This is a genomic window from Methylomagnum ishizawai, assembly GCF_900155475.1.
Taxonomy (GTDB): Bacteria; Pseudomonadota; Gammaproteobacteria; order Methylococcales; family Methylococcaceae; genus Methylomagnum; species Methylomagnum ishizawai_A.
The window spans coordinates 3,113,208-3,135,126 of record NZ_FXAM01000001.1 but is presented as its reverse complement, the minus strand read 5'-3'; the positions used below and the strand labels follow the sequence as shown (position 1 = coordinate 3,135,126).

Below are 21,919 nucleotides of genomic sequence, written 5' to 3'. Positions count from 1 at the left end.
GCGATGGCCCGGCCCTTATGGGGTTGGGCTCAGCGCGGCGCTCAACCCGTCCCGCAGCGCCGCCAACTCGGCGGTCAGGGCTTCCACCAGCGGGGCGACCCGCTCCGCGCCTTCCCCCTGCCGGAGGGCGGCCAGCAGGCTTTCGGCGGCGGCCTGCGCCCCGAACGCGCCCAGGCTGCCGACCGAACCCTTGAGCCGATGGGCCATATGCTGGATTTCCCCGGATTCCCCCGCCGCCCAATGGCTTGCCAGCCGTTCCGGGGCTGGCCCGTATTGTTCCAGGAACATCTCTAGCAGGTGCAGATACAGTTCCCTGTTGCCCAGGAGATTTTCAAGGCCCGCTCCAATGTCCAGGCCCGGCACGGTGGCCAAGCGCCGTGCCCATTCCATATCGCCCTGGGCCGGTCCGGGCGGCGGCGGGGCGGGGTCCGGCGCGTTGCGGGGCGGTAGCCAATACAGCAAGGCGGTGTACAGCGTTTCCGGGTCCACCGGCTTGGCGATGAAATCGTCCATGCCCGCCAGGCGGCAGGCTTCCCGGTCCTCGGCGAAGGCGTTGGCGGTCATGGCCAGGATCGGCGTCCCGGCCCGGCCCGGCAGGGCGCGGATCGAGCGGGTGGCCTCCAGGCCGTCCATCTCCGGCATCCGCACATCCATCAGGATCAGGTCGTAGCCGGTGGCCCCGGCTTTCCGCACGGCCTCGCCGCCATGCGCCGCCGTGTCCACGACGAGCCCCGCCACGCGCAGCAATTCCACCGCGACTTCCCGGTTGATATCGTGGTCTTCCGCCAGTAGCACCCGCGCCCCGCCGTGCCGTTGGCGCAAGGCTTCGGCCTGGGACGCCTTGGGATGGCGGAATCCGGGCCTGGATGCCCGTCCCTGTTCCAGCCAGGCCGTGAACCAAAACACGCTGCCCCCGCCGGGACGGCTCTCCACGCCCACCTCGCCGCCCATGAGCCGGGCCAGGCGCCGGGTGATCGCCAGCCCCAGCCCGGTGCCGCCATATTTCCGGGTGGTGGAACTGTCGGCCTGCTCGAAGTCCTCGAACAGGTGGCCGAGCTGGTCGGTCGCGATGCCGATGCCGGTGTCCCGCGCCTCGAAGCGCACCAGCAGGCCGCCGCCCTGCCGTGTCGCCACGAGATGGGCGCCGAGGCCGATGTCGCCCCGGTCGGTGAATTTCACGGCGTTGCCCGCGTAGTTGAGCAGGGCTTGGCGCAGCCGGGTCGGATCGCCCCGCAGCCAGTCCGGCACATCGCCGGCATCCACCGTCAGGCGCAGGTTTTTCTCCGCCGCTTGGCTGGAAATCAGCGCCCCGACCTGTTCCAGGACCGAGGCCAGGGGGAAATCCACCACTTCCAGTTCCAAGCGTCCGGCGTCGATCTTGGAGAGGTCCAGGATATCATTGAGGACGGCCAGCAAATGCCGGGAGGCCGCGTCGATCTTGTCCAGGCGGTCCAGTTGCTCCGCCGTGGGCCGGTCGTACCGGATCAGGTGGGTCAATCCCAGGATCGCGTTCATGGGGGTGCGGATTTCGTGGCTCATATTGGCCAGGAAGGCGCTTTTGGCGCGGCTGGCGGCTTCGGCGGCGTTGCGGGCGGCGGTCAACTCGGCGGTGCGGCTTGCCACCAGTTCTTCCAGATGGTGGCGGTGGCGTTCCAATTCCTGGGCGTCGCGCATCTTCTCGGTGATATCCTCCTTGATTCCCAGATAATGGGTGACGCGCCCGTCCGGCTGGCGGATCGGGCTGATATGGGCGGATTCGATGTATTCCGTGCCGTCCTTGCGGCGGTTGTGGAAGATGCCGCTCCAGGTCTCGCCGCGCTCGAGGACGGCCCACAGGGCGCTGTGGTCCTGCACCGGGTCCGCGTCCAGGAAGCGGATATCGCGGCCCATGACCTCGACCGCCGCGTAGCCGGTCATGGACTCGAAGCCGGCGTTGACATATTCGATCCGGCCTTCGAGATCGGTGATGACGATGCTTTCGGGGCTTTGCCGCACCGCCAACGACAGCTTGAGCAAGCGGTCCTCGGCCTCCTTGCGCTCGGTGATATCCTCGTACACCCCCAACACGCCGATGATTTCCCCCGCCGCGTTGCGGAGTGGGGCTTTCGAGGTGCGTATCCAGGTCAGGCCGCTTTCGCCATTGGGCTGGGATTCCTCGTACAGTAGTTTGGCCACGCCGGACTCCATCACCTGCCGGTCGTCGGCGACATAGCACTCCGCCTGTTCGCGCCATCCCAGTTGGGTATCGTCCTTGCCGGCCAGGTCGGCGGGGGAAGCCATCCCGGCGTCCTGGGCGAACAAGGTGTTGCAGCCGATGAAACGGGATCGCCGGTCTTTCCAGAACACCCGCATCGGCAAGGTTTCCAGCACGGTTTGCAATAGGTTATGGGATTCCTCCAGGGCGGCCTGGGCCTCGATGCGCCCGGTGATATCCTGGAGCAGGGCGACGAACTGTCCGGGGGCCGGACTATAACTATAAGCGGAATACCAGCGCTGGTTGCCGGGAATGAAGATTTCCCCGTGTTGGGAACGGCCCGAGGCCGCGGTTTCCCGGCAAGACCCGACCCAGGCTTCCCCGATATCCGGCCAGATTTCCCGGACCCGGTGGCCTATCCAGCGTTCGCGGGGTATCCCGGTAATCCGCTCGAAGGCTGGATTCACTTCCAGGAAACGGTAATCCACCACGTCTCCCTGCCCGTCGCGTACGATCTCGTGCAGGGCGAAACCCAGCGGCATATGGGTATAAAGCGATACCAACCGCGATTCGCTTTCCCGCCGCGCCGCCACTTCCTGGCGTAACCGCGAAACCCAATAGGCGAATAGCAAGAACAGCGTGGCCAGGGCGATACCGTATTCCAGCACGGTTTCCGTCTTGATCCCCTGCTCGATCCGAAGGCCCATCCAGCGGTTGATGATTTCGGCCCGGTCGCTGTGGGAGATATCGGCCAAGGTTTTATCCATGATCGATTTCAAGAGCGGCTGGGACTTTACCACCGCGATGCTATTGGCATTTTGATAAGGGGTTTGTCCGGCGAAACTCAGGTTTAAAAAACCTTGTTGCTTGATAGCATGGCTGGCGGAAGCGGCATCGCCGATATAGGCATCGGCCTTGCCTTCCAAGACCCATTCCAGGGCTTGCTTGACGTTATTGGCGACCACCAATTCGATGGCGGGATAATCCCGGCCCAGGCGCTCCTGCACGAAATGGCCTTGTTGCACTGAAACCCGTTTTCCGGCGAGGCGCTCCAAGCCGCCGATATAGCCATGGCGGTTATCATTGATAATGATGACCGGGTGGGTGACATAGGGCTGGGTGAAACTGAGGTAATGTTCCCGGTCCGGGGTGCCGACTGCCTCGCTGAGCATGTCCACCTCCCCGCGCCGGGCCATTGCCAGGATTTCGTGCCAGGGCTTGTCCTTGATCAACGCGAATTTCACGCCCAACCGTCTTTCTATCTCGGCCATGAAATCGGCCGCCATACCGGTATATTGGTTGTTGCCGTCGATCCATTCGTAGGGGGCGAAATCGCGGTCGATACCGAGCCGGATGACCGGATGCCGCTCTAGCCAGGCGTGTTCCTCGGCGCTTAATTCCAGGGCGCTGGGAGGGCCGTGGACGAAGCCGCGCAGTTTGGTCTCGTTGATCGGCTGGGCCAGCCCGAGTCCATGAAAGATATTGGCGATACCGCGTAGGCGTTCGATATCGAGCCGGCCCAGGGGAAGGGTATCCGGCAGGATTTGTTTGCGGCATTGGCGGGCCTCGAATCGTAATTGTTCCAGGGTAAGCCGACTGTGGTAACGGGTTTTAATGGATTGGATCGCCGCCTCGGGATGGGCCAGGGCATATTGCCAACCCTTGAGCGAGGCGCGGAGGAAGCGGGCGGCGCGGCCTGGGTGTTGGGCGATTTCCCGCTGGCTGGTGAAAAGGATATCGCCGTAAAAATCGAGTCCATAGCTTTGCGGGTTGATAATATTGAGCTTGATGCCTTTTTCCCGCTCGAAATAATAGACCTCGTTGGTCAGGTAGGCGGGCATCACGTCCACTTGGTCCAACAGCAGTGCTGTGTTGTCGAAACTGTGTTTGACAAGGGTATATTGGTTCTGGGTGATGCCGCTATGTTCTAGCAAGGCCCGTAGGGGCGCTTCATTCCCGCCGAGATTGTCGAGCATGATGCGCTTGCCGATCATTTCATAGGGGCTGATAATCCCAGAGCTTTGCTTGCTGATAAAAACTAGGGGGTCGTGCTGGAAAATGGCGGCCAAAGCGGTGATGGGTGCGCCATTGGCATATTGGGCGATGACATTGGAATCGCCGATGCCGTAGTCTGCCGCTCCCGAGATGACGTGCTGGATGGGGCTTTGTTCCGGTACGCGCTCCCGTATATCCACGTCCAGTCCTTCCGCCGCATAATAGCCTTGCTCCTGGGCGGCATAATACCCAGCGAATTGGAATTGATGGAACCACTTGAGCTGTAGGACCAGTTTTTCCAAGGGGTTATCACTGGTGTGTGCGAAAGCGGGCAATAACCACAAAAGCAGCAATAAAAATACCGCCCAGGCAGGATAAGCCAAGCGCTGGGCTGGATGACAGCCCAGCCCGGTGGTGGGGTTGGAATCGGCCAAGATAATATGGGATGTTTCGGTGGGGAATGATTTTAGTGATTTGCGGTAAAGAATTTACCGTAGGGGGGGCGGTATTTTCGGCCCACCCTGGTTGTGACAGGTAATCGGTGGGCATGAGTACATGCCCACCCTACAGCCTACAACCAGTGTTTGGGGTACGTCCGTTTTCGGAAACCACCTGATTATAGCAATCGTGCTGGGTGGATTTTCCGCCAATTACCAGGGAGTTAGTGGGGTTTTATCCAGGCTCGGGCTTGATGATCGCCGGGGCGGCGAACCGGGGAGGTATCGCGTTGTCCAAGCGCGTCGAGGCCTCGACTGTGCCGGGCGTTCCTGGCCGGCCCCTGCGACATCCGGGCTATAATGCGCCCGCATACCAAAAATCAGCGGAGAACATCAATGAAAATCCTAGCCGCCGTCATGGCGCTGTTCGCGGTCATCTATTTCCTGCCCGCCTTCACGAGCCGTACCTACGAACTCAGCGGGGGCGACCGGGCCGCCATCTACAGGTCTGCGGTCAAGGTTAAGCGCACCCTGCCGACCGATCAGCGCGTGCTGTTCGATACCTCGATGTTGCTGCTCGACAAAATCAAGTCGGGCGAGGGGCCGGACGCCTTCGCCGACGCGGTGGGTGGCAAAACCCCCGAGGAAGTCATCGAAATGGCCAAGCACGAGGTCAATGTGAAAATCGCCGCCGGTGATCCCGAATTCAAGCAATATGCTTCCTGGGAGGATATGGTCGCCAAGCTGACCGACGATGGCCACAAGAAAACCCCCGCCAAGCCCAGCGAGCCCGAGGACGCGCCTCTGCGGAATTATTCCCGCGAGGGCCGCCCGGAATAGCGCCTATCCCGACCGTTTATCCTTCTGAATCCGCGCCTTTCCCACCCGCTTGTCCCCCCGACCATTGGAGCGCCGCCCGGTACAGCTTGTCGCGCCGCGCTCCGGTGATTTTCACCGCCAAGCCCACCGCCGTTTTCACCGAGCATTCCGTCAACAGCAGCTTGAGGATGCGGGTTTGTTCCGGGTCGAGTTCGTCGCTGTCCGGCGGCGCGGGCGGAGCGCCTTCCAGCACCAGCACGAATTCGCCCTTCCGCATATCGGGGTCTTGTTCCAGCAGGGCGGGGGCCGAGTCCACCGTGGTCAGGGCCAGGGTTTCGTAGAGCTTGGTGAGTTCGCGGGCGATGACGAGGCGGCGTCCGGGCGGGAAGGTCCGGGCCAGGTCGCGCAGGGTGGCTTCGACCCGGTGCGAGGCTTCGTAGAAGATCAAGGTGCGGGGATCGTCCCGGAGCGAGCCGAACCAGGCCAGCCGGGCCGGGCCTTTGCGCGGCGGGAAGCCCTCGAAGGCGAAGCGGTCGGCGGGCAAGCCCGAGGCCGACAAGGCCGCGATCAAGGCGCAGGGACCAGGGATGGGCACCACCCGGAGTCCGGCTTCGCGGGCCAGCCGTACCAGGGGGAAACCCGGATCGTTGATGAGGGGCGTGCCGGCGTCGGAGATGAGGGCGAGGGTGTCGCCGCGCACGAGCCGTTCGATGAGCTGCGGGGCTTGGGTGGATTCGTTGTGTTCGTGCAAGGCCAAAAGCGGGCGGTCGATGCCGTAGCGGTCCAGCAGGGGGCGGCTGTGGCGGGTGTCTTCGCAGGCGATGGCGTCGGCTTTTTTGAGGATTTCCACGGCGCGGAAGCCAAAATCCGCCAGATTGCCGATAGGTGTCGCCACTAGGTATAGTATGCCCCGCTCGCTTTCCGCCACTTGCCCGCCTCTCTTTCAAACCAGTCTTGATTTATCTTCAGGGAATCCCGCCGATGCGCCCAGACTTCCGCCCGTTCGCCGTGTTGCCGCTCGTCCTGGCCCTGGCCGGATGCGCGGGCCGGTCGCTGCCCGGCCTGGGCGGCGCCCCCGAACCCGACCCGCAAGCCGAGAGCCTGTTCCTGTCCGGCGACTACGAGGGCGCGATGCGGCGCTACCGCTATCTGGCGCAGACTTCCGGCGATGCCGATTATTACTTGATGCGGGCCGCCGACGCGGCGCTGAGGGCGGGCAATGGCGGTAGCGCCCAGCAACTCGCCAATCTGGTCAATCCCCGCGAACTGGAGCCGGTGGACCGCAACCAATTCCTATTGCTGCAAAGCCGTTTGGATCTCAACGCGGGCCGGGCCAGGGAAGCCATGGCCAAGCTGGACACGGTCGCGCCCGGCCAGCTCACCAGCGGCCAGGCGCAGAATTATCACACACTGCGGGCTTCGGCTTACAACCAACTAGGCGATATGCTGGCGAGCGCCCGCGAACGGGTGGAACTCGGGCCGATGCTCAGCCAATCCGATGCCATCGACAAGAACAACGAAGCCATCTACGACGCGCTATCGCGCTTGCCGGATAGCGTCCTGGCCCAGAGGCAACCGCCCTGGCCGGATGTATTGGGCGGGTGGATGGCCTTGACCCGTATCCTTAAAAGCATCCCGCCCAGCGGGCTTAGTACCGCCTTGAGCGAATGGGAAACCCGTTATCCCGACCATCCCGCCGCCGGGGCGTTCCTGCAAAAGATGACGGGCGATGCCGGACGCAGTGTGCGGGTCACGCCCCTGGGCCAGAAACCGGCGGTGTCGCTGAATCCGCCCCCGGCGCCTGGCGCCGAACCCGCGCCGGTCCCGGAAGCGCCAGCGGCCCCGCCGCCGAGCGGTCCTTTCGTCGGCGTGCTGCTGCCCTTGACCGGGCCTTACGCACCCGCCGCCGAGGCCATCCGCGCCGGGATGATCGCCGCCCATTTCGCCGATCCCAATCCCGCCAAGCTGCCGCTGCGCTTCGTCAATTCCGAAACCGGCGATATCGGCGCGGCCTATCGCAAACTGGTGGACGAGGGTGCGACCCGTGTGGTCGGCCCTTTGATCAAGGAACAGGTCGCCACCCTCGCCCGCGGCGGCGAATTGCCGGTGCCGGTGCTAGGACTGAACCAAGCGGGCGACGCGGCCAACGACCGGCTGTACCAGTTCGGCCTGTCGCCCGAACAGGAAGTCGAGCAGGCGGCGGGCAGCGCTTGGTTCGACGGCAAGCAGAATGCCTGGGTGCTGGCCCCTTCGACGCCGTTCGGGCAGCGCATGGTCAACCATTTCACCCGCTATTGGCGCGGCCTGGGCGGCAAGATCGGGGCGACCAAGAAATACACCCAGCACGGCCAGGATTCCGCCGCCGCCGTCAAGGATTTGCTGGCGGCGGTCCCGCCGGAGACAGCCACGGCGGATTTCGTCTTCTTGATCGCCGATGCCGCCGATGCCCGCTCGATCCTGCCCCAACTCGTCACCGGACAGGGCGCGGGGATCGGGGTTTATTCGACTTCGCATGTGCATAGCGGCAAGCCCGATCCCCAGGCCGACCAGGATTTGAACGGCCTCATCTTCTGCGACGTGCCTTGGCTACTGAACCCGGACCAGGGCGATGCCTTGTCGGCCCAGGCCTTGCAATCCCAGATCGACAAGACCCCGCCGGATTACACCAAACTGATCGCGCTGGGGCTGGACGCCTACCGTTTGCTGCCCGAACTGGACCGGCTCAAGCTCGATCCGCAATATCGCTATGCCGGAGCCACGGGCGTGTTGTCGCTGGGCACGGGCAACAAGCTCCAACGCCAATTGGAATGCGCCCAATTCCAGAACGGCAACCCGGAACCCCGTGGCATCGCCCCGGTGATGCAGCCGGGCGCGGCGGTGCCGGTCAGTCCGTGACCGCGAGGACGCCCGCCCAGGTTCGGGGCCGGATGGCGGAAGACCGGGCGCTGGGCTTTTTGCAAGAACAAGGCTTGCGCTTGGTCGAACGCAATTACCGTTGCCGGTATGGCGAGGTCGATCTCATCATGGAGGAGGGCGAGACCTTGGTGTTCGTGGAGGTCCGCTATCGCGCCAGCCAGAAGTTCGGTGGTGCCCTGGAAAGCGTGGACCGCCGCAAGCAGGCCAAGCTGTGGAATACGGCGACCTGTTTCCTGCGGGAGCGGCGCTACGACCGGCCCGCCCGGTTCGATGTGGCGGCCTTGTCGCCCGCGGCGGGAGGCTTCGCGGTGCTATGGGTCAAAGATGCTTTCCAAGCGGGGTAGGCGACCCGCATCCCGCCAGCGTGATTTTCTTCCAAACCAATCCTCTTTGGCCGCGCCCAGCGGCATCGTTCCCTATCCAAGCAAACCATCATGACCCTTCAAGACCGCGTTCTCTTCCAATTCACCGCCAATGCCGCAACCAACCACGACACCCTCATGCGGCTCGGCGATTTGATCGAAGCCGCCGGTTCGCGGCTGGCCCATTGCCTGCTCAACGACGGCAAAATCCTGGCCTGCGGCAATGGCGGCTCGGCGGCGCAAGCGCAGCATTTCACCTCCGAACTCATCAACCGCTACGAGCGCGACCGGCCCGGCCTGCCCGCGATTTCCTTGACCACCGATAGCAGCGCCCTGACCTCGATTGCCAACGATTACCGCTTCGACGAGGTCTTCGCCAAGCAAATCCGGGCGCTGGGCCATGCCGACGATATCCTGGTGGTCTATACCACCAGCGGCAATTCCGCCAGCATCCTGGGTGCCGTGACCGCCGCCCACGACCGCGATATGAGCGTCCTGGCCTTGAACGGGCGCGACGGCGGGGCGCTGGCTCCCTTGTTGCGGGAAACCGACCTGGAACTGCGGGTGCCCGCCGAAGTCACCGCCCGCATCCAGGAGGCGCATCTGCTCATTACCCATTGCCTGTGCGATTTGATCGATCAACAACTGTTCGGCGAGGAGTAAACCCCATGGCCCTGCCCGCTCCTTTCCTGGCCCGGCTCAAGGAAGTTTTTCCTGCCGGTGCCCTGTTCACCGACCCCGCCGATTGCTGGGTCTATGGCTACGACAACAGCAAGCGGCAAGTCCTGCCCGAGGCCGTGGTGTTTCCCACCCGTCACGAGCAAGCCGCCGCCCTGGTCCGCGCCTGCCATGAATACAAAATCCCGTTGACCGCCCGCGGCCGTGGCACCGGCACCACCGGCGCGACCGTACCCTTGTTCGGCGGGGTGGTGGCTTCGTTCGAGCGCATGGACCGGGTGTTGGAGTTCTCGCCGGACAACCGCTACATCGTGGTCGAGCCGGGCATCACCAACCAGGCCCTCCAGGATTATGTGAAACCGCATGGTTTCTTCTGGCCGCCCGATCCCACCAGCGCGGCGTTTTGCAGCGTGGGCGGCAATCTGGCTTATAACTCCGCCGGTCCCCGCGCCGTCAAATACGGTACGCCCCGCGACAACACCCTGGGGCTCCGCGCCATCACCGGCGCGGGCGAAGAAATCCGCACCGGGGTTTACACCACCAAGGGCGTGGTCGGCTACGACCTGACCCGCTTGCTGATCGGCTCCGAAGGAACGTTGGCGCTCATCACCGAAGCCACGCTGAAACTCACGCCCCTGCCGGAAACCCGGCGCACCTTGCGGGCGGTTTATCGCGATGTGGGCGCGGCGGCCCAGGCCATCGCCAAGATCATGGCCCAGCCTGCCGTGCCCTGTGCCCTGGAATTCATCGACGGCAACGCCATCGACATGGTGCGGCGTTATTCGACGGCGGGTTTGCCGGAACAGGCCGGGGCGTTGCTGATGATCGAGGTGGATGGTTTCAAGCAGGCCATGGCCCCGCAGATCGACAGCATCCGCGCCGCAGCGGACAACGCCGGGCTATTGGAATTCCGCGTGGCCGAGACCCAGGAGGAAGTCGAAGCCCTGTGGCAGACCCGCAAGGCGCTGTCGCCCACCTTGCGCAAAATCGCGCCCAAGAAGATCAACGAAGACGTGGTGGTGCCGGTGACCGAATTGCCGGTGTTGATCGCCGGGCTGAACGAGCTATCGGCGCGGTATGGCCTGCCCATCGTCAATTTCGGCCATGCGGGCAACGGCAATATCCATGTCAACCTGCTCTACGATCCGGGCAAGCCGGGCGAGGACGACAAGGCCCATGCCTGTTTGGACGAGATGTTCGGCTTGGTGTTGCGTCTGCGCGGCACGCTCTCGGGGGAGCATGGCGTCGGCATCGAGAAGCGGGATTATGTGGACCGGGAACTCGACGCGGCTTCCTTGAAGCTGATGCACGCCATCAAGCGCCAATTCGACCCGGAGGGGATTTTGAATTGGCATAAGGGGTTTCCGATGGCGTAGGGCGGGACGCGGCCTGCCGACCCCATCCCGCCTCTCCCTCACACCTTGAACGAAGCCCAGAAGTTCTTTTTGCCGCCCTTCTGCTTGTCCGAGGCGGATTCCTCCTCGCCGGATTCCCCGGAAGCTTCGGTTTCGGCAGCCGGGGCTTCCTCGGCGGATGCCGCTTCCTGCGCTGTCTCCGCTGTGGGTTCGGCGACGGGCTCGGCCTCGATCCCCAGGATCGGCGCTTCCGGCGCGGCGTCGGCGTCTTCCTTGGGCGCGGGCTGGCCGCTGGCCCTCACGTCGAATTCCACTTTCCAGCGTTCGCCACCGTCCCGTGCCACGGCTTCGAGTTGCAGCGTGCCGACTTCCGTCACCCGCGCCGCCAGATGCACCGGCACGACTTCGCCGGGACGGTGTTTCTCGGCGGTCAGGGTGATTTCGATGGCTTCCAACTCCTCGATCTCGCCCTCGGGCCACCAATCCAAGCGGATGCCGACCCCGTCGTCGCGCCGTACATTGGACGAGAAAAACCGGAAATGCACCGGCTCGCCCACCACCACACCGAATTCATACGGCGGCAAATCGGCTTCGGTGCCTTCCTCCATGCCGAAGGGCGCGATGCACAGGGCTTCGATGGGCGGCTCGAAACCGGGCACGGCGGGCATGGCGCTCTCGACGCCGACATAATAGGCCGCGCCGGTGCCGCCCTTGATCCTGACGCCCTTGCCCTTGCGGACATAGCCGTAATAGGCCGCGCCCCGCGCCACCGCCAAATCCAAATCGGCCCCGTGCAGCAAACGGGCGGACGGAGCGCCGTCGGCTTCCAGCCAGCTATTCAGCACGTCCAGCAGGCGCTGTTCCAGGGCCGTGGCCTTGAACACGCCGCCGTTGAGCAGCAGGGCGGTGGGATGCAGCATCCGGGCACCGTCCTTGGGCGTGAAGCCTTGCAGCTCGCTGGTGGCCCCGATCTGCCGGCCCAGGAAGGCCGCCAGATGGCAGGTGATGCGGGCGTCCTTGGCGTAGGGCAGGCCCAGCGTGGTCAAGCCGGCGCGGGCCTGGGCCAGCGGGCGTTCGGTGAGATCGACCTTGGGGAAGAAGCCTTCGACCAGGGTGCGGTCCACCTCGGCGCGGGTCAGGCTGGTGCGGAGGGTGCCGCTGATCAGGGACGAACCCCGGCTCGGCACCACCACGGCGGCTTCCTGGGTGTCGTCGCTGGTCAGGAGCTTTTCCTTGGCGTCACGGCAGCCGTGGGTGAGGGCTTGGATTTGCCAGGGTTCCAGGCGCTTGCCCTCGCTTTGCAGCTTGGCCTTCAGCACATAGGCCAGGGCCAGGTCCATATTGTCGCCGCCCAAGAGGATATGGTCGCCGATGGCGACGCGGTTCAGGACCAGATTGCCCTGGTCCTCGGTGACCGCGATCAAGGACAGGTCGGTGGTGCCGCCGCCCACGTCCACCACCAGGATGATATCGCCGGGCTTGACCTGTTCGCGCCACTTGCCTTCGCTTTGCTGAATCCAGCTATAGAGCGCCGATTGCGGTTCTTCCAACAGTACCGCCTGTTTGAGTCCCACGGCGTGGGCGGCTTCGACCGTGAGTTCCCGCGCCGCCGGGTCGAACGAGGCCGGCACGGTGATGACCAAATCCTGCTGTTCCAAGGGCTGGTCCGGGAACCGGGCGTTCCAGGCGTCGCGCATATGCCGCAGGTATTCGATGGCGGTTTGCAAGGGCGAAACCCGCTTGACCTCCTCCGGCGATTGCAGCGGCAGCAAGGCCGAACGCCGGTCCACGCCGCTGTGCGAGAGCCAGCTTTTGCCGCTGGCGACCAGGCGGATCGGGCTTTTGCCGCCGAGTTGGCGGGCGATTTCGCCGACGATGGCCTCGGGCTGGGCGTTCCAGGGCAGCACGATATCGCCGGGGGCGAGTTCGGCCTCGTGGGCTTGGTAGATGAAGGAGGGCAATTGCTTCTTGTCGCCCACGCTGCCGGGCGAGGTCAATTGCGGGATTTCCAAGACTTCGAGCGGGGCTTTTTCGCCATCGGTTTGGCTCAGGTCCACGAACGACACGACGCTGTTGGTCGTGCCCAGGTCGATACCGACAGAATACTTGCTCACAGTTCCACCTCGGCGGGGGCGATGATGTTGACATTATGGCCTTCGGCGATCTTCGGCAGTTTCACCTGGGCCGCGCGCCAGCCGCGGTGGACCAGGGTACCGTTGAAGGGCGGTTCGCCGACGATATTGCCGGTCGGGCGCACGGCGGCGGCGTCGAAGCCCTTGGGCAGGGTGATGCGCTGGCCTTCTTGTTCCTTGCGCACCGGCTCCAGGTCGAAATGCTGGCGCAATACCCGGCGGCAGCCTTCGTGGACCACGCGGGAGGCCGCGCCGATCTCGGCATCGCTATAGCCCGCGACTTCCTCCTGCACGAAATCCAGGAAGCGGGCTTCCTTTTGCAGGAGGCCGAGCAGTTGCAGGGCGGCTTCCGGGGTGGCTTCCTTGACGATGACCGGCTCGGGCTTTTGGATTTCCACCGGCTTGGGCGCGGGCGTGGGCGCGGGGACCGGGGCGGCCTTGGGGATCATTTCCTGCGGCACGCGCTCAATGGCGATGCGGATGGGTTCGGGGTAGGGCGCGGGCAGCATTTCGGCGGGGACGCGCTCCAGCATCACGGTGACGGGTTTGTCGCGCCGCAGCAGGGCGGCGATGCCCGCCGTCAGCAGGACCAGGATGAGGATAAATTGCACCAGCACCAGGGCGGCCAGTCCGAGATGGACGGCGTCTAGGGTGGTTGGCAGTAGGTTGGGATCGATAGGCGGCATTCTGGACCTCTGGGTTCTTGTGTGGATTCCGTTCGTTTCGGGATGGCGATGGCTGGGCCGGGCTGCCCGCCAGTCCCCGGAAATGGGTCTTTCCGCGCCCTAATTCAACTGTGGGCGGTGGTTCAGCGGGCGTTCAGATGGGGAAAATTAAGCTCGCCCGGTTCAATGGGCGGCCTGGGCGGATTGCATGGCCTGATGGGCCATGACCACGCGGAGGATTTGTTGGGCGGCCATGGAGCGTTTGCTGCGCATGTAGCGCTCGGAAATCGAGGCCGGGACTTTCTCGGCGTCGAAGGCGGTTTTGATGCCGTTCAGCTTGTCCTCGCAATTGCGCAGGATCAAGTCGGCGACCTGGCGCGAATCCATCTTGTCGTCGAGATGGGCGCGGGTTTCGTCGTTGGCGCATTGCTGGTAGACCTTCAAGGTGTCCCGGACCTTGTCCAGGGTGGCGGGACTCAGGGTCGAGGGTTCCCATGAGCCTTCTTCGGCCTGGATGGCGGCGGCGAAGGCGAGCAAGGCTCCGATGAGGGCGGCGCGGGCCGGAGGGGTCATGGATGGTAAGCTCCTGAATGCTAAGGTGATAGGGGGGCGAACCCCGGATTCTACGCCATGTCCGGGATGGGCGGAACTTGAGGCATCAGGCCACGGTGGTTTCGGCGCTGTCGTGTTGGCCCTGGTTGTCGGACCAACTCACCCGGATTTTGTCCCCGGATTTCCCGCCCCGGAAGCGGATCGAAAGATAGGGGTTTTGCGAGACCGCCGTGCTGAGGGCGCAGGTGGCGACCCGCTGGCCGTTATGTTCGAACCGGACTTGTTCGATGAAATGGGCCGGGACCAGGGCGCCGGTGGTTTCGTCGCGGCGGCGTCCGGTTTCCATCGGATGCTCGATGAGGACGTGGACCAGGGTGAAGCCGTCCTGTTGTCTGCTGCGTAGTTTTAACGTGGACATCGCCGCTTTATGATGACAGTGTGATCGCCGGTTCCGGGGGGTGGGTTTTCGCCGCCGCCCATTTTAATACGAACTTTTGGCCGTCCCTATTCCGTGGAGGTTTCCCATGCGACGTTTGTTCCTGTGCTTGCTGCTGTTGGGGATGAGCGCCCAGGCTTGGGCTTGGCGCTGCAACGGCTGGATCATCGAGGAAGGCCAGACCAAGTTCGATGTCGATCAGAAATGCGGCGACCCGCAATCCGGCGACCGCCGCACCGAATGGCGGCTGGTCACCAACTTCGTGCCCAATTGCCAGACCCAGTTCGAGTCGATCAGGATGCCGGATGGCCACGGCGGCATGAGGGTGGTGAACCAGCCCCGGACGTTCTGCGTGCAGGTGCCGGTGCAAAGCACGGTGCCGGTCGAGGTCGAGGAGTGGTACTACTCCGACGCCGGGCATGGCAACGTGCCCAAACTGCTGCGCTTCGAGAATGGCCGGTTGGTGTTCATCGAGAATTTGTGGGGCCAGCGGAATATGAATTGAAGGGCGGGCTAAAAACCACCCTGCCGTTCCAAGGCCCAGGCCACATGTTCCCGCACCAAGGCCGAAGGATGCCCCGCCCGTGCCGCTAGCGCGGCGCGGACTTCCGGTCCCGTGGGCGCGTTGCCCAATCCCACCGCGAGATTCCTCAGCCAGCATTCGTGGCCGATGCGGCGGATCGCCGAGCCTTCGGTCTTGCGCAGGAATTCTGCCTCGTCCCAGCCGAACAATTCGATCAAGCCCGCCGTGTCCAGCCCGTGCCGGGGCAGGAAACCGGGTTCCTGGGTCGGTTGGGCATAGCGGTTCCAGGGGCAGACCAATTGGCAATCGTCGCAGCCGTAGACGCGGTTGCCCAGGGCTTCCCGGAATTCCAAGGGGATGGAGCCGCGCCATTCGATGGTGAGATAGGAAATGCAGCGGCGGGCGTCCAGCCGGTAGGGCGCGACGATGGCTGTTGTGGGGCAGATATCCAGGCAGGCCGTGCAACTGCCGCAATGGGCCGTGGCCTCCGCGTCGGGCGGCAGGCGCAGGTCGGTGTAGATTTCCCCCAGGAAGAAGAAGGAACCGGCCTTGCGGTCGATGAGATTGGTGTGCTTGCCGATCCAACCGAGTCCGGCCTGGGCGGCCAGGGGCTTTTCCAGCACGGGGGCGCTGTCGGTGAAGACGCGGTAGCCGTAGGGGCCGATATCGTCGGCGATGCGTTCGGCCAGTTGTTGCAGGCGTTTCCGCAGGAGTTTGTGGTAGTCACGGCCCAGGGCGTAGCGTGAGATGTAGGCGCTGTCCGGGTCTTCCAGCCGTTGCCACATCCGGGCGCGGGATTCCGGCAGGTAGTCCATGCGGGCGCTGATGACGCTCACGGTGCCGGGCACCAGTTCGGCGGGGCGGCCGCGCTTGCTGCCGTGGCGCTCCATATAGTCCATCGCGCCGTGGAAACCAGCCCTGAGCCAATCCGCCAACCGTTGTTCGGCCTGGGCGAGTTCGATGTCGGCGATGCCGATGTTCTGGAAGCCGAGTGCCTGGGCCAGGGCGAGGATGCGGGCGCGGGTGATGCGGGATTCTGGAATCGGGGACATGGGCGGCGTGGTGGATGGGCGGATGGTCCCTATTATGCCGCGGCGGGACGGGGAGCCAGGGTGGGAAAGCCGCCCTGGCTGGGTATTTTAGAACTTGGGCCAGAGGTCTTGCAGCCAGGAGCGCGAAACCCGGTTGTATTCGACGATGAAAACGGGATCGGTGCAGGGGAGTTCCCGCGCTTGGATTTCCAGCCTGCGCAGGGCCAAGGCCGCCGTCATGAACGGGATATTGGCGGCGGCGAACAGGCTGAATCCGGCGAGGTTGTCCTGTTGCACGATATGCAGGCCGAGCGCGACGCCGATGATCATGAACAAGCCATAGGGCAGGGCCATGGTCATATTGCGCCGGGCGAGGCGTTTGAAGGCTTCGAGCCCGTCCGGGTGGTCGATGCTGGCATGGCTGGCCAGGAAGCTTTTGGTTTCGCGGGCGAAGTAGAGGATGATCGCGGTGCCGATGGCGTAGATGGCGAGGTAGTAGGGGATCATGTGGGATTCCTGGTTTTCTGGAAGTCTGTTTCACCTGTGGCTGTGGAGTTTATGGATTCGTGTATTGGTTGGGGGTTGATGAGAGGTATCTTATGGGGCGGGCCGTGGCTTGGCCTGCGGGCTGTTGGCGGTTCCGGTCGGAAAACAACCCCAATACGTCGCCATCAAGCCTAGGCCCGATAGCGGCAAAATTCAGTGACTTATTTACGTTGAAATCCTGCTTGTGGATTGGCTAGAATGTATGGCTTTATTGTGGCGATCTTGGTCCTTGATAGCGCTAATCGAGCCGGGCTTGCCCAGATCAAACCACGGTGGGCATGGCTTTACCTCATCATAAATCTGGATTAACGGCGATCCCATCCGCTTGGGATGCGATCTAGGCCCGCTGCGGGTGGATTGGATGTGGGGAAAACGGGGTTTCACGCCCAGCTGCCCGGCCCAATGCGCTCTTAGCTTGAAATGCGCTGTTTAACTCAGTAAGCTTCCGCGATTTACTCAACTCAGGAGCTAGCTATGGCGCGCCGTCCCTTGGTGGTTGGAAACTGGAAAATGAACTGCACCCGCGCGACCGCGCAACAGTTGTTGGCGGACCTGCTCGCGGGCTTGCCCACCGATGCCAAGGCCCAGGTGGGCGTCTGCCCCGCCTACGTGTTCATCCCCGAACTCGGAGCCATGCTGGCCGGTAAGACCATCGCCCTCGGTGCCCAGAACGTGGCCGACCAAGACCAAGGCGCTTTCACCGGCGAAATTTCCGCGCCCATGCTCAAGGAGTTCGGCTGCGCCTACGCCATCGTCGGCCATTCCGAACGCCGCCTGGTTTACGGCGAAACCAACGCCCTGGTCGCCGCCCGCTACGCCAAAGCCATCGAACACGGCATCACCCCCATCTTCTGCGTCGGCGAAACCCTCGAAGAACGCGAGCAGGACAAAACCTTCGCCGTGATCGACGAACAATTGCAGGCCGTCCTCGACCTGTGCGGCGTGGCTTCCCTGTCCCAAGCCGTCATCGCCTACGAGCCCGTGTGGGCCATCGGCACCGGGCGCACCGCCACCACCGAGCAAGCCCAGGAAGTCCACGCTTATATCCGCGCCCAAATCGCCAAACTCGATGCGGAAGTGGCGGAAGGTCTGCAAATCCTCTACGGTGGCAGCGTCAAGGCCGACAACGCGGCGGCGCTGTTCGGGATGCCCGATGTGGATGGCGGTCTGGTCGGCGGCGCTTCCTTGGATGCCAAATCCTTCCTCGCAATTTGCCTCGCGGCTTAATTAGGTAGATTTCCGGTTATGTATCAGGTCTTAACGATTCTTCATGTCTTGGTGGCGGCGGCGGTCATCGGCTTGGTGATGTTGCAGCAAGGGCGCGGTGCCGACGCGGGTGTCGGTTTCGGCGGCGGTTCCAACACGCTGTTCGGTGCCCGTGGCGCGGCCTCGTTCCTGTCGCGCACCACGGCGATCCTGGGAACCATTTTCTTCCTGACCAGCTTAAGCCTTGCATACATGGCCGGGAACCTCGATAATAAAGGGCATGACCTCATGGATGCTCCCCAAACGGAAAATCCAGCCCAGCGCGACCTTCCTCCCATCATCGAGGAACCCGCTAAGAAATCCGATGTACCGGCACCCACCGACACCCCTCAAACGCCGTCGGTGCCTTGATCCCGGTTCTTAGCGAACCCAGTCCAGCTGCCGATGTGGTGAAATTGGTAGACACGCCATCTTGAGGGGGTGGTGACGCAAGTCGTGTCGGTTCAAATCCGACCATCGGCACCAACATTAAGCGATCCGCTTACGATTCGGCCCACCCCTCCGGTGGGCCGATTTCGTTTCCGACCCCGGAAAAATCCCATGGAATTCAACATAAGCAGCACTTGCGGCGCGGCCCGCCGGGGGGAACTGGTGTTTCCCAGGGGCCGGGTGCGCACCCCGGCCTTCATGCCGGTGGGCACCTATGGCACCGTCAAGGCGATGACGCCGGAGGAACTCGCCGGCCTCGGGGCCGATATCATCCTCGGCAACACTTTCCATCTGATGCTCAGGCCCGGCACCGAAATCATCCGGCTGCACGGCGATCTGCACGGTTTCATGCACTGGCAGGGGCCGATCCTCACCGATTCCGGCGGTTTCCAGGTGTTCAGCCTCGGGGCCATGCGCAAGATCGGCGAGGCGGGCGTGCGCTTCCGTTCGCCGGTGGATGGGAGCGAGGTGTTCCTGGGACCGGAAGAATCCATGGCGGTGCAGCGCGAACTGGGTTCCGATATCGTGATGATCTTCGACGAATGCACGCCGTATCCCGCCACCTACGAGCAGGCGGCGCAATCGATGCGCTTGTCCTTGCGCTGGGCCAGGCGCAGCCGCGAGGCTCATGGCGACAACCCGGCGGCTTTGTTCGGCATCGTGCAAGGCGGGGTATACGAAGAATTGCGGCTGGAATCGGTCGAGGGTTTGCAAGCCATCGGTTTCGACGGCTATGCCATCGGCGGCTTGTCGGTGGGCGAGCCCAAGGAAGACCGGGCGCGGGTGCTGGACGCCCTGATGCCCAGGATGCCCCAGGGCAGGCCGCGCTATCTGATGGGCGTGGGCACGCCCGAGGATATCGTCGAGGCGGTGCGGGTCGGTATCGACATGTTCGATTGCGTCATGCCCACCCGCAACGCCCGCAACGGCCATCTCTTCACCCGCAATGGCGCGATCCGTATCCGCAATAGCCCATACCAGCGCGATACCCGGCCCTTGGACGAGGAATGCGGCTGCTATACCTGCCGCCATTACAGCCGGTCCTATCTGCGGCACCTGGACAAATGCGGGGAAATTTTGGGCGCCCGGCTCAATACCATCCACAACCTGTTCTATTACCAGGAACTGATGGCCGGGCTGCGGGCGGCCATCGAGGCGGGGAACCTGGATGGCTTTGTCGCCGATTTCTACGCCCGGCAGCGGAATGGCGGAGCTTAGCGTCGCGATTTCCCGGTCCCGGCTTCGTCGGCGGAGAGAAATCGTTGCGGATTTTGTGCCATAATGCCGCGCTTTATCCAACGCTAAGTAAAGGATCGATCATGGGTTTCTTCATTTCCGACGCAATGGCCGAAGCTGCGGCACCAGCGGCGCAAGCACCGGGTCTGGCCGGTTTGATTTTGCCGCTGGGTATCCTGGCGGTGTTTTACTTCCTGTTCGTGATGCCCCAGCAGAAGCGCAACAAGGAACAGAAAAAGATGCTCGACAGCCTGGGCAAAGGGGCCGAGGTCGTCACCACTGGCGGTATCCTGGGCAAGGTTTCCGACCTAGACGACAGTTTCGTCCAACTCGAACTCACCGACAACGTCCATATCTACGTGCAGCGCCACGCCATCGCGTCCCTGGTTCCCAAGGGCACCTACAAGGCCAGGAAGAAGGCCGAAAAATAACACACGGGAGTCCTTCCATCGCGGATGCCTTTCCCCGGCATCGCCCGCTATTAGGCAGCAACCATGCGAAACAGCTTTCCACTTTGGAAAAACCTTTTGATACTCGCCGTGCTGGCGCTCGCGGTCATTTACGCGCTGCCCAACCTATTCGGCGAAGACCCTTCGGTCCAGCTTTCCCCGTCCAGGGGCGCGAAGCTGGACCAGACCACCGTCGAGAAGGTCGAGAAACTCCTGGGCGACGCCGGGCTGAAACCCAAGTCGGTCGAATTGGCGGACAAGCGCTTGTTGATCCGCTATGCCCAGACCGATAACCAGATCAAAGCCGCCGATGCCCTGCAAACCGGCATGGGCGAGAACTATGTGGTGGCGCTCAACCTCGCCCCCGCGACCCCGGATTGGCTCCGCGCCTTGGGGGCCAAGCCGATGTACCTGGGTCTCGACCTCAGGGGCGGCGTGCATTTCCTGATGCAGGTCGATACCGATGCCGCCCTGACCCAGGCCGAGGAACGCTACGCCGAGGACATCCGCTCCCTGCTGCGGGAAAGCAAAATCCGCTATCAATCGGTGGACCGCGACGGCAAGACCGTGGTGGTGAAATTCGCCGACCTCGCCACCCTGGGCCAAGCCAAGGACATCATCAAGCGCGAAGTGCGCGGCCTGGCCCTGGACATCCAGGACACCGTGATCCGCGGCAACCTCACCGAACCCGAGCAGCGCGAAATCCGCCGCCTCGCCGTGGCCCAGAACATCACCACCCTGCGCAACCGCGTCAACGAACTGGGCGTGGCCGAACCCTTGATCCAGCAGCAGGGCGAGGACCGCATCGTGGTGCAATTGCCCGGCGTGCAGGATACCGCCCGCGCCAAGGAAATCCTGGGCGCGACCGCGACTTTGGAATTCCGGCTGGTCGATACCGAACACCCGACCCCCACCGAAGAAAGCAAGACCCCCATCGGTTCCCGCCTCTACAAGGACCGCAACGGCAGGCCCCTCCTGCTGCAACGCAAGATCATCGTCACCGGCGACCAGATCGTCGATTCCTCTTCCGGCCTGGAACAGCAATCCGGTTCGGCGGCGGTATTCGTGACCTTGAACGGTCCCGGCTCCCGCAAAATGGCCGATGTCAGCCGCGACAACATCGGCAAGCCCATGGCCGTGGTCTACATCGAGAACAAGGCCGAAACCAAGGAAGTCGATGGCCAGAAGGTGACGACACACCGCAAGGTGGAGGAAGTCATCAACGTGGCGACCATCCGCGACCGCCTGGGCAAGCGCTTCCAGATTTCCGGGCTGGACAGCACCGAGGAAGCCCGCAACCTCGCCCTGTTGCTGCGGGCCGGCGCCCTGGCCGCGCCGGTCGATATCGTCGAGGAACGCACCATCGGTCCCAGCATGGGCAAGGAGAACATCGAGCGCGGCGTGAGTTCCAACGGCTACGGCTTCGTTGCCATCGCGATATTCATGATCGTGTATTACCGCGTGTTCGGCTTGTTCTCGATCCTGGCCTTGGGTTCCAACGTGCTGCTCCTGGTCGCGGTGTTATCGGTGATGCAGGCGACCTTGACCTTGCCGGGCCTCGCCGGTATCGCGCTCACGGTGGGTATGGCCATCGACGCCAACGTCCTCATCAACGAGCGTATCCGCGAGGAACTGCGCATGGGCATCTCGCCGCAGCTCGCCATCTACGCTGGCTATGAACGCGCCTTCGCCACCATCCTCGACTCCAACGTGACCACCTTCGTGGCTGGTGTCGCCTTGTTCATGCTGGGTTCGGGTCCGGTGCGCGGGTTCGCGGCGGTCTTGTGCATCGGCATCCTGACCTCGATCTTCAGCGCCGTGGTGGTTTCGCGGGCGCTGGTCAATCTCACCTATGGTCAGCGCCGCAAGCTGACCCAGCTAGCCATCTAAGGGGGCGG

Annotated in this window: 19 protein-coding genes and 1 tRNA gene; 12 read left to right on the top strand and 8 right to left on the bottom strand. The window is 63.5% G+C overall.

Annotated elements, in window-relative coordinates; all coding sequences use genetic code 11:
• Positions 1-15: 15 nt before the first annotated feature.
• The gene (locus B9N93_RS13795; protein WP_085214596.1) at positions 16-4,623 is read right to left on the bottom strand and encodes an ABC transporter substrate-binding protein; all 4,608 of its coding nucleotides are present in this window, start codon (positions 4,621-4,623) and stop codon (positions 16-18) included.
• A gap of 399 nt (positions 4,624-5,022) precedes the next feature.
• Between B9N93_RS13795 and B9N93_RS13790 the strand changes: the two genes are divergently transcribed.
• Positions 5,023-5,466 (top strand): hypothetical protein, encoded by a 444-nt coding sequence (locus B9N93_RS13790; protein ID WP_085214594.1) that lies wholly within the window; start codon positions 5,023-5,025, stop codon positions 5,464-5,466.
• A 16-nt stretch (positions 5,467-5,482) separates the two neighbouring features.
• Here the strand turns inward: B9N93_RS13790 and rsmI are convergent, their stop codons facing one another.
• On the bottom strand, positions 5,483-6,340 hold the full coding sequence (rsmI, locus tag B9N93_RS13785; protein ID WP_254899396.1) for a 16S rRNA (cytidine(1402)-2'-O)-methyltransferase: 858 nt from the start codon (positions 6,338-6,340) through the stop codon (positions 5,483-5,485).
• A gap of 86 nt (positions 6,341-6,426) precedes the next feature.
• Here rsmI and B9N93_RS13780 point away from each other — a divergent pair, with 86 nt between their 5' ends.
• The 4 genes from B9N93_RS13780 (at position 6,427) to B9N93_RS13765 (ending at position 10,777) form a co-directional block, all read left to right on the top strand.
• Positions 6,427-8,340 (top strand): penicillin-binding protein activator, encoded by a 1,914-nt coding sequence (locus tag B9N93_RS13780; protein WP_085214590.1) that lies wholly within the window; start codon positions 6,427-6,429, stop codon positions 8,338-8,340.
• Positions 8,337-8,705 carry a YraN family protein gene (locus B9N93_RS13775; RefSeq protein ID WP_254899395.1) on the top strand — a complete coding sequence of 123 codons (369 nt, stop codon included), beginning with the start codon at positions 8,337-8,339 and terminating at the stop codon, positions 8,703-8,705. Before B9N93_RS13780 ends, B9N93_RS13775 begins: the two co-directional genes overlap by 4 nt.
• Before the next feature lie 90 nt (positions 8,706-8,795).
• Positions 8,796-9,386: a phosphoheptose isomerase gene (locus tag B9N93_RS13770; protein ID WP_085214586.1), complete on the top strand. Its 591-nt coding sequence runs from the start codon at positions 8,796-8,798 to the stop codon at positions 9,384-9,386.
• 5 nt (positions 9,387-9,391) lie between these two features.
• Positions 9,392-10,777, top strand: a complete 1,386-nt coding sequence (locus tag B9N93_RS13765) for an FAD-binding oxidoreductase (RefSeq protein ID WP_085214584.1) — start codon at positions 9,392-9,394, stop codon at positions 10,775-10,777.
• A gap of 38 nt (positions 10,778-10,815) precedes the next feature.
• Here B9N93_RS13765 and B9N93_RS13760 read toward each other — a convergent pair whose 3' ends face one another.
• From B9N93_RS13760 to soxZ, 4 genes are all read right to left on the bottom strand, one after another.
• The gene (locus tag B9N93_RS13760) at positions 10,816-12,870 is read right to left on the bottom strand and encodes an Hsp70 family protein (protein WP_085214581.1); all 2,055 of its coding nucleotides are present in this window, start codon (positions 12,868-12,870) and stop codon (positions 10,816-10,818) included.
• Positions 12,867-13,574 (bottom strand): DUF2760 domain-containing protein, encoded by a 708-nt coding sequence (locus B9N93_RS13755; protein ID WP_085214579.1) that lies wholly within the window; start codon positions 13,572-13,574, stop codon positions 12,867-12,869. Before B9N93_RS13755 ends, B9N93_RS13760 begins: the two co-directional genes overlap by 4 nt.
• Positions 13,575-13,736: 162 nt before the next feature.
• On the bottom strand, positions 13,737-14,126 hold the full coding sequence (locus B9N93_RS13750) for a hypothetical protein (protein ID WP_085214577.1): 390 nt from the start codon (positions 14,124-14,126) through the stop codon (positions 13,737-13,739).
• Positions 14,127-14,211: 85 nt separating this feature from the next.
• Positions 14,212-14,523 carry a thiosulfate oxidation carrier complex protein SoxZ gene (gene soxZ / locus B9N93_RS13745; protein ID WP_085214575.1) on the bottom strand — a complete coding sequence of 104 codons (312 nt, stop codon included), beginning with the start codon at positions 14,521-14,523 and terminating at the stop codon, positions 14,212-14,214.
• Between the two features lie 106 nt (positions 14,524-14,629).
• On the opposite strand from soxZ, the gene B9N93_RS13740 reads away from it, so the two are divergent.
• On the top strand, positions 14,630-15,046 hold the full coding sequence (locus tag B9N93_RS13740) for a DUF2845 domain-containing protein (RefSeq protein WP_085214573.1): 417 nt from the start codon (positions 14,630-14,632) through the stop codon (positions 15,044-15,046).
• A gap of 8 nt (positions 15,047-15,054) precedes the next feature.
• Here B9N93_RS13740 and queG read toward each other — a convergent pair whose 3' ends face one another.
• Together queG and B9N93_RS13730 are read right to left on the bottom strand one after the other, a co-directional pair.
• Entirely contained in the window at positions 15,055-16,116 is a 1,062-nt protein-coding gene (gene queG, locus B9N93_RS13735) for a tRNA epoxyqueuosine(34) reductase QueG (protein WP_085214572.1), read from the bottom strand.
• A gap of 87 nt (positions 16,117-16,203) precedes the next feature.
• Complete coding sequence (locus tag B9N93_RS13730) at positions 16,204-16,602, bottom strand: hypothetical protein (RefSeq protein ID WP_085214570.1); 399 nt, start codon at positions 16,600-16,602, stop codon at positions 16,204-16,206.
• Positions 16,603-17,115: 513 nt separating this feature from the next.
• Between B9N93_RS13730 and tpiA the strand changes: the two genes are divergently transcribed.
• From tpiA to secD, 6 genes are all read left to right on the top strand, one after another.
• Positions 17,116-17,868 (top strand): triose-phosphate isomerase, encoded by a 753-nt coding sequence (tpiA, locus tag B9N93_RS13725; RefSeq protein WP_085214569.1) that lies wholly within the window; start codon positions 17,116-17,118, stop codon positions 17,866-17,868.
• A gap of 18 nt (positions 17,869-17,886) precedes the next feature.
• A complete protein-coding gene (secG, locus tag B9N93_RS13720) occupies positions 17,887-18,258 on the top strand; it encodes a preprotein translocase subunit SecG (protein WP_085214567.1) in 372 nt (123 codons plus the stop codon).
• A gap of 29 nt (positions 18,259-18,287) precedes the next feature.
• Positions 18,288-18,372: transfer RNA gene (locus B9N93_RS13715), tRNA-Leu, on the top strand.
• Positions 18,373-18,447: 75 nt separating this feature from the next.
• Entirely contained in the window at positions 18,448-19,554 is a 1,107-nt protein-coding gene (gene tgt / locus B9N93_RS13710; RefSeq protein WP_085214566.1) for a tRNA guanosine(34) transglycosylase Tgt, read from the top strand.
• A 101-nt stretch (positions 19,555-19,655) separates the two neighbouring features.
• The gene (yajC, locus tag B9N93_RS13705) at positions 19,656-20,003 is read left to right on the top strand and encodes a preprotein translocase subunit YajC (protein ID WP_085214564.1); all 348 of its coding nucleotides are present in this window, start codon (positions 19,656-19,658) and stop codon (positions 20,001-20,003) included.
• A gap of 63 nt (positions 20,004-20,066) precedes the next feature.
• On the top strand, positions 20,067-21,911 hold the full coding sequence (gene secD / locus B9N93_RS13700; RefSeq protein WP_085214563.1) for a protein translocase subunit SecD: 1,845 nt from the start codon (positions 20,067-20,069) through the stop codon (positions 21,909-21,911).
• The last annotated feature ends 8 nt before the right edge of the window (positions 21,912-21,919 follow it).